This is a genomic window from Micromonospora coxensis (assembly GCF_900090295.1).
Taxonomy (GTDB): domain Bacteria; phylum Actinomycetota; class Actinomycetes; order Mycobacteriales; family Micromonosporaceae; genus Micromonospora; species Micromonospora coxensis.
The window spans coordinates 5,895,684-5,909,290 of the sequence record NZ_LT607753.1; the positions used below are offsets into that span (position 1 = coordinate 5,895,684).

General features: G+C 75.7%; 10 protein-coding genes. All 10 read left to right on the forward strand.

The annotated features are described in order from the left end of the window. Positions 1-14 precede the first annotated feature (14 nt). The 10 genes from GA0070614_RS26895 to GA0070614_RS26940 all read left to right on the forward strand — a co-directional run bounded on the left by GA0070614_RS26895 (position 15) and on the right by GA0070614_RS26940 (position 13,602). A complete protein-coding gene (locus tag GA0070614_RS26895) occupies positions 15-953 on the forward strand; it encodes a copper transporter (protein ID WP_088978566.1) in 939 nt (312 codons plus the stop codon). Between the two features lie 58 nt (positions 954-1,011). Next, positions 1,012-1,878, forward strand: coding sequence for a hypothetical protein (locus GA0070614_RS26900; RefSeq protein WP_088978567.1), 867 nt, complete (start codon positions 1,012-1,014; stop codon positions 1,876-1,878). A 1-nt stretch (position 1,879) separates the two neighbouring features. After that, a complete protein-coding gene (gene murJ, locus GA0070614_RS26905; RefSeq protein ID WP_088978568.1) occupies positions 1,880-3,568 on the forward strand; it encodes a murein biosynthesis integral membrane protein MurJ in 1,689 nt (562 codons plus the stop codon). A gap of 118 nt (positions 3,569-3,686) precedes the next feature. Beyond that, positions 3,687-4,853, forward strand: coding sequence for a glycosyltransferase family 4 protein (locus GA0070614_RS26910; protein ID WP_088978569.1), 1,167 nt, complete (start codon positions 3,687-3,689; stop codon positions 4,851-4,853). Further along, the gene (locus GA0070614_RS26915) at positions 4,853-7,297 is read left to right on the forward strand and encodes a hypothetical protein (protein WP_088978570.1); all 2,445 of its coding nucleotides are present in this window, start codon (positions 4,853-4,855) and stop codon (positions 7,295-7,297) included. The genes GA0070614_RS26910 and GA0070614_RS26915 overlap by 1 nt, the downstream gene beginning before the upstream one ends. A gap of 148 nt (positions 7,298-7,445) precedes the next feature. Further along, positions 7,446-9,197 carry a CTP synthase gene (locus tag GA0070614_RS26920; RefSeq protein ID WP_088978571.1) on the forward strand — a complete coding sequence of 584 codons (1,752 nt, stop codon included), beginning with the start codon at positions 7,446-7,448 and terminating at the stop codon, positions 9,195-9,197. Further along, on the forward strand, positions 9,194-9,799 hold the full coding sequence (locus GA0070614_RS26925) for an NUDIX domain-containing protein (protein ID WP_088978572.1): 606 nt from the start codon (positions 9,194-9,196) through the stop codon (positions 9,797-9,799). Before GA0070614_RS26920 ends, GA0070614_RS26925 begins: the two co-directional genes overlap by 4 nt. A 589-nt stretch (positions 9,800-10,388) precedes the next feature. Then, the gene (gene ald / locus GA0070614_RS26930; RefSeq protein ID WP_088978573.1) at positions 10,389-11,504 is read left to right on the forward strand and encodes an alanine dehydrogenase; all 1,116 of its coding nucleotides are present in this window, start codon (positions 10,389-10,391) and stop codon (positions 11,502-11,504) included. Then, positions 11,501-12,487: a site-specific tyrosine recombinase XerD gene (locus tag GA0070614_RS26935; RefSeq protein ID WP_088979694.1), complete on the forward strand. Its 987-nt coding sequence runs from the start codon at positions 11,501-11,503 to the stop codon at positions 12,485-12,487. The genes ald and GA0070614_RS26935 overlap by 4 nt, the downstream gene beginning before the upstream one ends. A 191-nt stretch (positions 12,488-12,678) precedes the next feature. Beyond that, a complete protein-coding gene (locus GA0070614_RS26940) occupies positions 12,679-13,602 on the forward strand; it encodes a ParA family protein (protein WP_088978574.1) in 924 nt (307 codons plus the stop codon). Positions 13,603-13,607 lie beyond the last annotated feature (5 nt).

Here is a 13,607-nt window from a genome sequence, read left to right on the forward strand (position 1 = left end):
AAGAGGCTGCAAGCGTGATCAACTTCCGGTACCACGTGGTGTCCCTGACCGCGGTCTTCCTGGCGTTGGCCATCGGCCTGGTGGTCGGCACGGCCGCCCTCAACGGCCCGGTGGCCGACTCGCTCAAGGAGAACGTCAACGCGCTGCGCAAGGACAACCAGCAGATGCGCCAGTCGGTCAACAGCATGCAGAAGGAGCTGGAGCTCGAGGAGGAGTTCGCCGCGCAGATCGCGCAGGTGGTCCTGCCGGGCAAGCTCGCCGGCAAGCGGGTGCTGCTGCTCAGCACCCCGAGCGGGCGCGAGCACACCGAGGGCGTGCTGAAGATGCTGGAGCTGGCCGGCGCCGACGTCACCGGCCGGGTCGACGTCCAGGACAAGTTCATCAACCCGGACAACAACACCAACCTGATGGAGCTGGCGGTCACCGCCGCCCGCCCCAGCGCCCCCGCCTCCGCGCTGCCCGGCAACGGCAACGGCGTGGAGACCTCCAGCGCGCTGCTGGCCAGCGTCCTGCTCGACCGTCCCCAGGGCACCCCGGCGGTGACCGAGGCCGACCGCAAGGCGGTGCTGACCGCGTACTCCAACGGTGGCTACCTGACCGCCGAGGAGCCGGTCAGCGGCACGGCCGAGGCGGTCGTCGTGGTCAGCGGGCAGCCGTACGTGGACAAGGACTCCGCGAAGAAGGACGAGTCGGTGGTGAAGATCGCCGAGCAGTTCGACCGGACCGGCGCGATCGTGGTCGGCGGCAACGGCTCCGCCGGCGGCAACCTGGTGGCCATCGTGCGCGGCGACCCGGTCCTCGCGCAGACCATCTCCACCGTCGACAACGCCAACACCGTGCAGGGGCAGTTGGTCACCGCGCTCGCCCTGGTGCAGCAGCTCACCGAGAAGAAGGCCGGCCAGTACGGCGTGGGCGACAACGCCGCCGATCTGCTGCCTAGACTGCCCCAGTGAGCGAACGACGTACCCCGGTGACCGGATCCCGTCCGCCCGTGCCGTCCGGGAGCCTCGCGTGAGCGGGCTCGGGCGGCTGCTGGCCGCCGCCGCCGGCGCCGCCGCCGCCCGTTACGCGCTGCGGGAGATCCGCACCGCCCCGGTCGGCCCGGCGCTGGAACGGACCAACTTCCGCGGCCGTACGGTCACCCTGGCCGCCGGGCCGGCCCTCGCCGTCGGCGCGGCCGGCGCCGGGGCGCTCGGCTCGGGCAGCGTCCCCTCCGGGGCGGCGGCCCTGGTCGCCGGGCTCGGCGCCGGCGCGGTCGGGCTCTACGACGACGTGGTGGGCGCCCGCCCCGAGCAGAAGGCCGCCAAGGGCTTCACCGGGCACCTCGCCGCGCTGCGCGAGGGCCGGGTCACCGCCGGCACGGTCAAGGTGCTCGGCGTCGGCGCCGCCGGCCTGGGCGCGGCCGCGCTGCTCGCCGCCGACCCCCGGGTCGCCGCGCACCGCCGCCGGCAGCGGCAGGGCACCCTCGGCCGGGCGGCCGACGTGCTGCTCGGCGCCGGCGTGGTGGCCGGCACCGCCAACCTGCTCAACCTGCTCGACCTGCGCCCCGGCCGGGCGCTGAAGTCCGGCCTGCTGCTCGGCGCCCCGCTCACCCGCGGCCCGCACGGTGGCATCGCCGCCGGGGCGGTCGGCGCGGCGTCCGGGCTGCTCGGCGAAGACCTCGACGAGCAGGTGATGGTCGGCGACAGCGGCGCCAACGCGCTCGGCGCGCTGCTCGGCGTGGCGCTCGCCGCGCGTACCGGCCCGGTCGGGCGGGCCGCTGTCCTGGCCGTGCTCGCCGGGCTCACCGCCGCCAGCGAGAAGGTCAGCTTCACCGCCGTCATCCAGCGCACCCCCGGCCTGCGCGAGCTCGACGAGCTGGGCCGGCGATCCGACTGACGTGACCAGACCGGCACCCCTCGCCGGCGCCGGCCGGGTGGCCGGAGCGGCCGCCCTCATCGCCGTACTCACCGTGGTCGCCCGACTGGCCGGCTTCGGGCGCACCGCCGTGTTCACCTGGACCCTCGCCCCGACCGACCTGGGCGGGGCGTACGTGGTGGCCAACGCCGTGCCGAACGTCATCTTCGAGATCGTCGCCGGTGGGGCGCTGGCCAGTCTCGTCGTACCGCTGCTGGCCGGGCCGGTCGCGGCCGGTGACCGGCGGGCGGTGAACGCCACCACCGGCGCCCTGCTCACCTGGACGTTGACCCTGCTGGTGCCGCTGGCGGTGCTGGTGGCGCTCGCCGCCGGCCCGATCGTCGGGCTGCTCGGCGAGGGCCTGACCGACGCCCAGCAGGCCAGCGGCGAACGGATGCTGCGGGTCTTCGCCCCGCAGGTGCCGCTCTACGGCGTCGGCATCGTGCTGACCGGGGTGCTCCAGGCGCACCGGCGCTTCGCCTGGCCGGTGATCGCGCCGCTGCTCAGCAGCATCACCGTGATCGTCGTCTACCTGACCTTCACCGCCGTCGAGGGGCGGCTGGCCACCGTGGGCGGGGTGAGTCCCGGCGGCGAGCTGATCCTCTCCGGCGGCACCACCGCCGGGGTGGTCGTGCTGTCGCTGTCGCTGCTGGTCCCGCTGCGCCGGCTCGGGCTGCGGCTGCGCCCCGGGTACGGCTTCCCGGCCGACGCCCGTGCCCGGGTCGGCGGGCTGGCGGTGGCCGGGGCGGTCACCGTCACCACCCAGCAGATCGCGCTGGTCGTCAGCCTCAACCAGGTCACCTACGGCGCCACCACCAATCCCGGCGTCTACCAGCTCGCCCAGACGGTCTACCTGCTGCCCTGGGCGGTGCTGGCGGTGCCCCTGGCCGTCGCCGCGTACCCGACCCTGGCCGCCGCCCGGGCCGCCGACGACGAGCCGGCGTACCGGCGGACGCTGGCCCCCGCGGTCCGGGGGGTGCTGGTCTTCAGCAGCCTCGGCGCCGCCGCGCTGGTCGGTGTGGCCGCGCCCATCGGCTGGTTCTTCTTCCCGGCGGACGCCGCGCCCGCCGCCGCCGCGGCGGTCGCCGGCTTCGCCCCGGGGCTGCTCGGCTACGGCCTCTTCGCCGTGCTCACCCGGGCCCTCTACGCCCGGGGCGAGACCCGGACGGCGACCTGGGCCACCGCCGTGGGCTGGCTCGCGGTGCCGGTCGCGGTGCTGCTGCTCGGCGCGCTCCTGCCGCTGCGCGACCGGGTGCTCGCCGTGGCCCTGGCCAACTCCGCCGGCATGCTCCTCCTCGGTGGCCTGCTGCTGCTCGCGGTGGCCCGCGCGGCCGGCCGTCCGGCGCTGGCCGGGGTGGGCCGGGCGGCGGCCGCCGGACTGGCCGCCGCCGGACTGGCCGCGCCCGCCGGGGCGGCCACCGCCCGGTGGCTCGCCGACCTCGGCGGCGGCACCCCGACGACAGCGCAGGCGCTCGTGCAGGGCATGCTGTCCGGGGCCGTGGTCGGGGCGGTGTTCCTCGCCGTGGCCTGGCTGACGGACCGGCCGGACGTGCAGCCGCTGCTGGCCGGGGCGCTGCGCCGCCTCGGCGGTCGCCGCCGGACCCCGCCGCGCGACCGGCAGGACGGCGGCGCGCCCGGACCAGGGGACGGGAAGGAGACGGTGTCCCGGTGAGCGCGAGGAGTGAGCCGGGTTTGCGAGCCCCGCAGTCGCGAACGACGGTGGGTCGGGTGAGCGCGAGGAGTGAGCCGGGTCTGCGAGCCCCGCAGTCGCGAACGAGAGGTGAGCACGGATGACCGACGCGACGCCGGCGCCGGGCCGACCCGGCACGGTGGTCCTGCTGCTCGCCTCCAGCACCGGCGGGGTGGGCCAGCACGTGCGCTCCGTGGCCCGCGGTCTCGCCGCGGCCGGCACCCCGGTGCTGGTCTGCGGACCCGCCGCCACCCAGGACCAGTTCGACTTCACCGGCGTCGGGGCCCGTTTCGCGCCGGTGGAGATCCCGGCCAGCCCCACGCCCGCCGACGCGCGGGCCGTCTCGGTGCTGCGCCGGACGCTCGCCGCCGAGACCGTCCAGGTCGTGCACGCCCACGGGCTGCGCGCCGGGCTGGTCGCCGCGCTCGCCCGGCCCGCCGCGCCGCTGGTCGTCACCTGGCACAACGCGGTGCTCGCCGGCGGGCTGCGCGGGCAGCTCTCCCGGCTCGCCGAGCGGGTGGTCGCCCGCGCCGCCCGGGTCGCGCTGGGCGCCTCCACCGACCTGGTCGAGCGCGCCGCCGCGCTGGGCGCCGCCGACGCGCGGCTCGCCCCGGTCGCCGCGCCGGCCCTGCCCGCCCCACGCCGCCGCCGGGCCGCCGTGCGCGCCGAGTTCGGTGTCGCCGCCGACCAGCCGCTGGTCCTCTCGGTCGGCCGGCTGCACCCGCAGAAGCGGTACGACGTGCTGGTCGACGCCGCCGCCCGGTGGCGGGCCCGGACCCCGCCGCCGGTGGTCGTCATCGCCGGCAGTGGGCCGGCGTACCTGCAACTGGCCGCCCGGATCTCCACCGCCCGCGCGCCGGTGACCCTGCTGGGCCACCGCACCGACGTGGCGGACCTGCTCGCCGGCGCGGACGTGGCCGTGGTGACCAGTGACTGGGAGGCACGCCAACTCTTCGCGCAGGAGGCGCTGCGGGCCGGCGTACCGCTGGTGGCGACCGCCGTGGGCGGGCTGCCGGAGCTGGTCGGCGACGCCGCGGTGCTGGTGCCGGCGGGCGACGTCGACGCGGTCGACGCGGCGGTGCGCACCCTGCTCGACGACCCGAGCCTGCGGGCCGACCTGGCCCGCCGCGGCGCCGCCCGGGCCGCGATCTGGCCCACCGAGGAGGACACCGTCGCCGCCCTGGTCGCCCTCTACGCCGAGCTCGGCCCCGATTCCGCCGGGCCGGCGACGCCCGGCGCGGACACCCCGTCGACGGGACGCCGGTGATGCTGCGCAGACTCACCCCGCTCCTGCTCACCCTGCTCGTGGTGGTGCTCGGCGTGACCGCGCTGGCGGCGCGTCCGGAGACCGGCGCGCCCCGGCGCACCGCCGACTTCGTGGTGCTGGCCGGGGTCGCCGGGCTGCGGTGGGAGGACGTCGACCCGCAGCACACGCCGACGTTGTGGCGGATGGCCCAGCAGGGCTCGATCGGGTCGCTGTCCACCCGTTCCGCACACCGCCCCACCTGCCCGGTGGACGGCTGGCTCACCCTCGGCGCGGGCAGTTACGCCGCCTGGAACGGCAGCCGCCAGCCGGGCGCCTGCCCGCCGGCCAACGTCGCGATCGAGCAGCCCGACGGGATCGGCGCGAACCTGCCGGACCAGGGCAGCGTGGTCGCCCACAACGCCGACCGGCTGCCGTGGGGCACGGTGCCCGGCTCGCTGTCGGAGTCGGTGCGCTGTTCGGTGGCGGTCGGCCCGGGCGCCGCCGTCGCCGCCGCCCGTCCGTTCGGGCGGGTCGACCGGTACGCCGCCGAACTGCCCGAGGACCCCGCCGACCTGCTCGGCTCCTGCGTGCTCAGCATCGTCGACCTGGGCACCGTGGCCGGCGACGACCCGGCGGTGCGCGCCGAGGAGGCGCGGGCGGCGGACGCCGCGCTGGCGAAGGTGCTCGCCGCCCGCCCGCCCCGCTCCCTGGTCATGGTGGCCGGGGTCTCCGACACCGAGGCGCCGTCGCGGCTGCACGTGGTGGTCGCCGACGGGCCCGGTTGGGAGGGGGGCTGGCTCACCTCGGCCAGCACCGCCCGCGAGGGCTACCTGCAACTGGTCGACCTGGCGCCGACGGCGCTCGCCGCGCTGGGCCGGCCGATGCCGGAGCGGCTCTTCCTCGGCCGCCCGGCGGTCCGGGTCGCCGACCGCCCCGACGACCTGGCCGCCGCGATCGCCGCCCCCGCCGACGCCGACCGGGAGGCCGGCGCCCAACGAACCGTCGCCGGGTGGTTCTTCGCCCTGCTCGCCCTGGCCGAGGTGGCCCTCCTCGTGGCGGTGCTGCCGCTGCTGCGCCGGGCCCGCCGGCTCGCCGGCCCGCACAGCCCGCCGCCGGTCTCCCGGCGGGTGGTGGCGAGCGTCGAACTGCTGCTCATCGCCGTCGCGCTCGCGGTGCCGGCCGCCCTGCTCGCCGACGCGGTGCCGTGGTGGCGCGGCGACGACGCGGGCTGGTGGTTCGGGCTGGTCACCCTGGCGCTGATCGTGGCCACCACCGCCCTGGTGCGCTTCGCGCCCGGCCACGACCGGACCCTCGGGCCGCTCGGCGCGGTCGCCGGGCTGGCCACGCTGATCGTCGGGGCGGACGTGCTCAGTGGCGCGCGGTTGCAGCTCAACGGCGTGGTCGGCTACTCGGCCCTGGAGGGCGGCCGGTTCTCCGGCCTGGGCACCGTGGGCCTGGGGGTGTTCCTCGCCGGCTCGCTGCTCAGCGCCGGCTGGCTCGCCCAGCGGGTCCGCCGGGGGTGGCGGCCGATGGTGGTGGTCGCCGTCGGCGGCACGGCGGTGGTGGTGGTCGGCAGCCCGTACCTCGGCGCGGACCCGATCGGCGCGGTGGCGCTGACCGCCGGGGTGGCCGTGGCCGCCGCGATCAGCACCGGCGGCTGGTTGACCGTGAGCCGCCTGGTCTGGGCCGGCATGGCCGGCCTCGCGCTGACCATCGGATACGCCGTGGTGGACCTGCGCCGGCCGGCGGAGGAGCGGGGCGCGCTGGGCCGTTTCCTGGCCGCTCTCGGCGACGGCACCGGCGGGTTGACCCTGCACCGGTCCAGCACGGCGAACTTCGACACGCTGGTGAACAGCCCGCTGACCGTGCTGGCCGTGGTGGGCGCCCTGGTGGTCTGGTTCGCCCTGCTCCAGCCCTGGGGCGGGCTGATGCGGCTGTTCGGCATCTACCCGGCGGTGCGGGCCGCGATGGCCGGCACCGCGGTGGCGGCGGTGATCGGCGGGGTGCTCGGTGGCTCGGCCCTGGACGTGGCCGGGGCGGCCGGTGCCCTGGTGGTGCCGATGGCGGCGCTGGCCTCGCTGCGGGTGCTCGACCACTCCACCGACCGCACCCGGCCGGGGACCGGCCGGCAGCGCGGCGACGGGCCGGACGCGCCGGCCGGCGGTGGCACGCCGGACGGCGGACCGGACGGCGGCAGCGCCCCGGCCACCGGTGGGAGCGACGGCGCGGACGCCGCCGGGCGCAGCCCGGCCCGGCCCGGCGTGGACGGCGGCGGCTCGGGGGACGACGACGCCCCGGCGCCCGGCGACGATCGGCGCGGGGAGGGCCGCGACGGCGACGGCCCGGGCGCCGGTGGCCGGTCGGCGGGGGAGGGCGACGACGCCGGTACGGGTGGGCCGGTCCTGCCCGCCGCGCGCACCCCGGACCGGGCCGGTCGAGCGTCGACCGAGGTCGCGACGGGGTGACCGGATGAGGCTCGGGGCGTGCCAGGTCGGGTGCGACGCCGGGTCGGGGCCGGAGAGGTGTTACCGTGGAATCCCGTGGATCGCGTGATCACTTTGCTGATCGGCACGGCGGTTCGCACGACCGCTACGGACGACACGGGAGCAGGCCTTGGCCCCTTCAGCACGGACGACCAGGCACATTTTCGTCACCGGGGGCGTCGCCTCCTCGCTGGGTAAGGGCCTCACCGCCTCCAGCCTCGGCAACCTGCTGACCGCGCGCGGGCTGCGCGTGGTGATGCAGAAGCTCGACCCGTACCTCAACGTCGACCCGGGGACGATGAACCCGTTCCAGCACGGCGAGGTCTTCGTCACCGAGGACGGCGCGGAGACCGACCTCGACGTCGGGCACTACGAGCGCTTCCTCGACCGGGCGCTCTCCGGCAAGGCGAACGTCACCACCGGCCAGATCTACTCGGACGTGATCGCCAAGGAGCGGCGCGGCGAGTACCTGGGCGACACCGTCCAGGTCATCCCGCACATCACCAACGAGATCAAGTCCCGGATCCTCGGCATGGCCGACCCGGACGCCGACGGCCAGGCGCCCGACGTGGTGATCACCGAGGTCGGCGGCACGGTCGGCGACATCGAGTCGCTGCCGTTCCTGGAGGCGATCCGCCAGGTCCGCCACGACCTGGGCCGGGACAACTGCTTCTACCTGCACGTGTCGCTGGTGCCGTACCTGGCCCCGTCGGGCGAGCTGAAGACGAAGCCGACCCAGCACTCGGTGGCGCAGCTGCGCAGCATCGGCATCCAGCCGGACGCGCTGGTGCTGCGCTGCGACCGGGACATCCCGGACAAGGTCAAGGAGAAGCTGTCGCTCTACTGCGACGTCGACTCCGAGGCCGTCGTCGCCGCCCCGGACGCGCCGAGCATCTACGACATCCCGAAGGTGCTGCACCGCGAGGGCCTCGACGCGTACGTGGTGCGCCGGCTCGGGCTGTCCTTCCGTGACGTGGACTGGGCCAGCTGGGACGACCTGCTCGACCGGGTGCACCAGCCGCACCACACCGTCACCGTCGCGGTGGTCGGCAAGTACGTCGACCTGCCCGACGCGTACCTCTCGGTCAGCGAGGCGATCCGGGCCGCCGGCTTCGGCCACCGGGCCCGGGTGCAGCTGCGCTGGGTGCCCAGCGACGACTGCGTCACCCCGGCCGGCGCGGCGGCCGCCCTGGCCGGCGCGGACGGCATCCTCATCCCCGGCGGCTTCGGCGTACGCGGCATCGAGGGCAAGATCGGCACCGCCCGGTACGCCCGGGAGAACGGCATCCCGCTGCTCGGCCTCTGCCTCGGCCTGCAGTGCATGACCATCGAGGTGGCCCGTCACCTCGCCGGCCTCGACGGGGCGAACTCGCTGGAGTTCGACGAGGAGGCCACGCACCCGGTCATCGCCACCATGGCCGACCAGGAGGACATCGTCGCCGGCAAGGGCGACCTGGGCGGCACCATGCGGCTCGGGGCGTACCCGGCGAAGCTGGCCGAGGGGTCGATCGTCGCCGAGGCGTACGGCAGCACCGAGGTCAGCGAGCGGCACCGGCACCGGTACGAGGTGAACAACGCCTACCGCGACCAGCTCACCAAGGCCGGCCTGCACATCTCCGGCACCTCGCCGGACGGGCGGCTGGTGGAGTTCATCGAGCTGGACCGCAGCCTGCACCCGTTCTTCGTGGCCACCCAGGCCCACCCGGAGCTGAAGAGCCGTCCGACCCGTCCGCACCCGCTCTTCGCGGCGTTCGTCAAGGCGGCCGTGGCGTACTCCGAGGCGGACCAGCTCCCGGTCGACCTGGACGCGGTGGCCGACGCCCCGGCGGCGAAGAAGCCGTCGCGCAACGGCGCCTCGGCGAAGGCGGCGTCGGCGTCGTGAGCGCCGTCGCGCACCGCTACGAGCTGCGGGACCGGCAGGAGCGCTACCGCGGGCGGATCTTCGACGTGGTCACCGACGAGGTGACCATGCCCGGCGGCGGCACCGCCACCCGCGACTACGTCCGGCACGTGGGCGCGGTCGCCGTGGTGGCGCTCGACGACGCCGGCCAGGTGGTGCTGGTGCGGCAGTACCGGCAGCCGGTCGGGCGGCACCTGTGGGAGCTGCCCGCCGGGCTGATGGACGTCGACGGCGAGGACCTGCCGGCCGCCGCGGCGCGGGAGCTGGCCGAGGAGGCCGACCTGACCGCGGGCAGGCTCGACCTGCTGGTGGACGTGCACACCTCGCCGGGCTTCTCCGACGAACTGGTCCGGGTCTTCCTCGCCCGGGACCTGGCCGACGTCCCCGCCGCGCAGCGCCACGAGCGCAGCGAGGAGGAGGCGGACATCCAGATCGTCCGGCTCGACCTCGACGAGGCCGTCGGCATGGTGCTCGCCGGGGAGATCACCAACGGCCCGTGCGTGGCCGGGCTGCTGGCCGCCGCCCGGGCCCGCGACGCCGGCTGGTCGGCGCTGCGCCGGGCCGACGCCCCGCTGCCCCGCTGACCGATCTCGGGTACGCCCGCGAAGGGGCCGCACGGTACGCCGTGCGGCCCCTTCCGCGTCCCCTGCCTTCCGCGTCCCCTGCCTTCCGCGTCCCCTGCCTTCCGCGTCCCCTGCCTTCCGCGTCCCCTGCCTTCCGCGTCTCCGCGTCTCCGCGTCTCTCTGCCTCGGTCCGCGCCCGCGCCTCGGTATCTCGATCCGTGCCGTGCGTCCGGGCCGGGTGGTCCGCCACTGTGCGTCCGTGTCCGCAGGGCCGTCGGTGGCGTCGGCGGTGGGGCACCGGCCGGATACGGAGCGTGTCGGATGGTACCCAGGGGCACGGTGTCGACACCCGCTGTGCGTCCTCCCGCTTCCGACCGGCGGCACCCGCCACACGGTGCGACGATGAGGGAGAACGCCGAGCGGGGGCGCGGGCCGTACGCCTGACACATCGTCAGGCGGATCGGGCACCGGGTGTCACTGTGCTGGCTCCCGGAGCGAGGTCGCGCGCCTAGACTGCCGCCGGCGGGACCGGTCGACCGCGCCGGCAATGGGGCCGGCGCGGGGCCGAGCAGTCGGGGAGTGAGCAGCCCCGGAGAGAGGTGTCTGCATCGTGAAGGTCGGAATCCCACGCGAGGTCAAGAACCACGAGTACCGCGTGGCGATCACGCCGGCGGGCGTCAACGAGTTCGTCCGCAGCGGCCACCAGGTCTTCGTCGAGTCCGGCGCCGGCGTCGGGTCGAGCATCACCGACGACGAGTTCGCGGCGGCCGGCGCCAAGATCCTGGCCACCGCCGACGAGGTGTGGGACACCGCGGAGCTGGTGCTCAAGGTCAAGGAGCCGATCGCCGAGGAGTACCACCGGATGCGCGAGGGGCAGGTGCTCTTCACCTACCTGCACCTGGCCGCCTCGAAGGAGTGCACGGACGCGCTGATCGACCGCAAGGTCACCGGCATCGCGTACGAGACCGTCGAGCTGCCGGACCGGTCGCTGCCGCTGCTCGCCCCGATGTCCGAGGTGGCGGGCCGGCTCGCCCCGCAGGTCGGCGCGTTCTACATGATGCGCACCGGCGGCGGGCGCGGCGTGCTGCCCGGCGGCGTCTCCGGCGTGTACGCGGCCAAGACCGTGGTCATCGGCGCCGGCGTGTCCGGCATGAACGCCGCCGCCATCGCGCTGGGCCTGCAGTCCGAGGTGCTGCTGCTGGACAAGAACGTCGCCCGGCTGCGCCAGGCCGACGCCATCTACCGGGGCCACCTGCAGACGGTCGCCTCCAACGCGTACGAGATCGAGCGGGCCGTGCTCGACGCGGACCTGGTCATCGGCGCGGTGCTGGTGCCCGGCGCGAAGGCCCCGACCCTGATCTCCAACGAGCTGGTCAGCCGGATGAAGCCCGGCAGCGTGCTCGTCGACATCGCCATCGACCAGGGCGGCTGCTTCGAGGACTCGCGCCCCACCACGCACGCCGACCCGGTGTACAAGGTGCACGACTCGATCTTCTACTGCGTGGCGAACATGCCCGGCGCGGTGCCGAACACCAGCACGTACGCGCTGACCAACGTCACCCTGCCGTACGCGCTGGAGCTGGCCAACCAGGGCTGGCGGGAGGCGCTGCGGGCCGACCCGGCGCTGGCCCTGGGCCTGAACACCCACGACGGGCAGGTCGTCTACGGCCCGGTCGCCGAGGCGCACGGCATGGCGACGCTGCCGCTGGCCGAGGTGCTGGCCTGACCGCGACGCACGAGCGGGCCGACGCGGGCGGGCAGCCCGCGCCGGCCCTGCGCCGTGCCGTGCGCGGCTACCTCGACCACCTGACCGTCGAGCGCGGGCTCTCGGCGAACACGCTGTCGTCGTACCGCCGGGACCTGGAGCGGTACCTGGCCACCCTGGCGGCGGCCGGGGTCACCGACCTGGCCGCCGTCGGGCCCGGCGTCGTCGAGTCGCACCTGGCCCGGCTGCGGGCCGGCGACGACGCGCACCCGCCGCTGGCGGTCTCGTCCGCCGCCCGGGCCGCCTCCGCCGTGCGCGGGCTGCACCGCTTCGCCCTGCGCGAGGGGATGGCCGGCGCGGACCCCAGCCGGGACGTCCGCCCGCCCACCCCGCCGCGCCGGCTGCCCCGGGCGCTGCCGGTCGACGACGTGGTCCGGCTGCTGGAGACCGCCGGGGCCGCCACCGGGGACGGCGCGGCGCTCGCGCTGCGCGACCGGGCGCTGCTGGAGTTCCTGTACGGCACCGGCGCGCGCATCTCCGAGGCGGTCGGCGCGGCGGTCGACGACCTCGACGTCGACGAGGGCACCGCGACGCTGCGCGGCAAGGGCGGGCGCACCCGGCTCGTGCCGATCGGCGGGTACGCCGTCGAGGCGCTGCGCGCGTGGCTGGTGCGGGCCCGTCCCGGGCTGGTCGCCGCCGGGCGGGGCACCCCGGCGGTCTTCGTCAACGCCCGTGGCGGCGCGCTCACCCGCCAGGGCGCCTGGACCATCCTGCGCCGGGCCGCCCAGCGGGCCGGGCTGCCGGTGGACGGGCCGCACGCGGTCTCCCCGCACACCCTGCGCCACTCGTACGCCACCCACCTGCTCGACGGCGGCGCCGACGTGCGGGTCGTGCAGGAACTGCTCGGTCACGCCTCGGTGACCACCACCCAGGTGTACACGCTGGTGACCGTGGACCGGCTGCGCGAGGTGTACGCCACCGCGCATCCCCGCGCCCTCGGCTGAGCACCGGAGCGCACCCGGCCGGCGGGGACGCCCGACACGCCGGACCGGTACCGAACGCGCCGCTGGTCGGTGGCGTAGAGTCGGCTTCGGCGCGGACCTCCTGGGAGCGACATCCGGGGTGCGCAGCGGCGCCGCGAAGGACGTCGGACGGCTCCGACGCCGGGTGGTCGTCGGGAGGGGGCAACGAGGACATGGCTGGCAACGGTGACCGTGCCGACGCCTGGACGTCGGAGCTCCGCGAGCAGCAGGCGTCGCTCGGCGCCGACCTGGGTCCGGCCGACCCGGCGGCCTACACGATGCGCAAGCCGATCCCGGAGCCGATGCCCACCGACCGGCACGGCCCGGCGCGGATCATCGCGATGGCCAACCAGAAGGGCGGCGTCGGCAAGACCACCACCACCATCAACCTGGGCGCCGCGCTCGCCGAGTACGGCCGCAAGGTGCTGCTTGTCGACTTCGACCCGCAGGGCGCCCTGTCGGTGGGCCTCGGCGTCAACCCGCACAACCTCGACCTGTCGGTCTACAACCTGCTCATGCAGGACGACGTCACCGCCGAGGACGTCCTGATCAAGACCGACGTCGCCGGGCTGCACCTGCTGCCGGCCAACATCGACCTCTCCGCCGCCGAGATCCAGCTGGTCAACGAGGTGGCCCGGGAGATGGCCCTGGCGCGGGTGCTGCGCAGCATCCGCAAGGAGTACGACTTCATCCTGATCGACTGCCAGCCCTCGCTGGGCCTGCTGGCGATCAACGCGCTGACCGTGGCGCACGGGGTGCTCATCCCGCTGGAGTGCGAGTTCTTCAGCCTCCGTGGCGTGGCGCTGCTGCTGGACACCATCGACAAGGTGCGCGAGCGGCTCAACTTCGACCTGGAGCTCGAAGGCATCCTCGCCACCATGTACGACAGCCGCACCACCCACTGCCGCCAGGTGCTCCAGCGGGTGGTCGAGGCGTTCGGCGACAAGGTCTACCAGACCGTGATCACCAAGACGGTCAAGTTCCCCGAGTCCACCGTGGCCGGGGCGCCGATCACCACCCTCGACCCGGCCTCCTCCGGCGCCCGCAACTACCGGCAGCTGGCCCGTGAAGTGATCGCCGCCCAAGCCGACCGGTAGCCGGA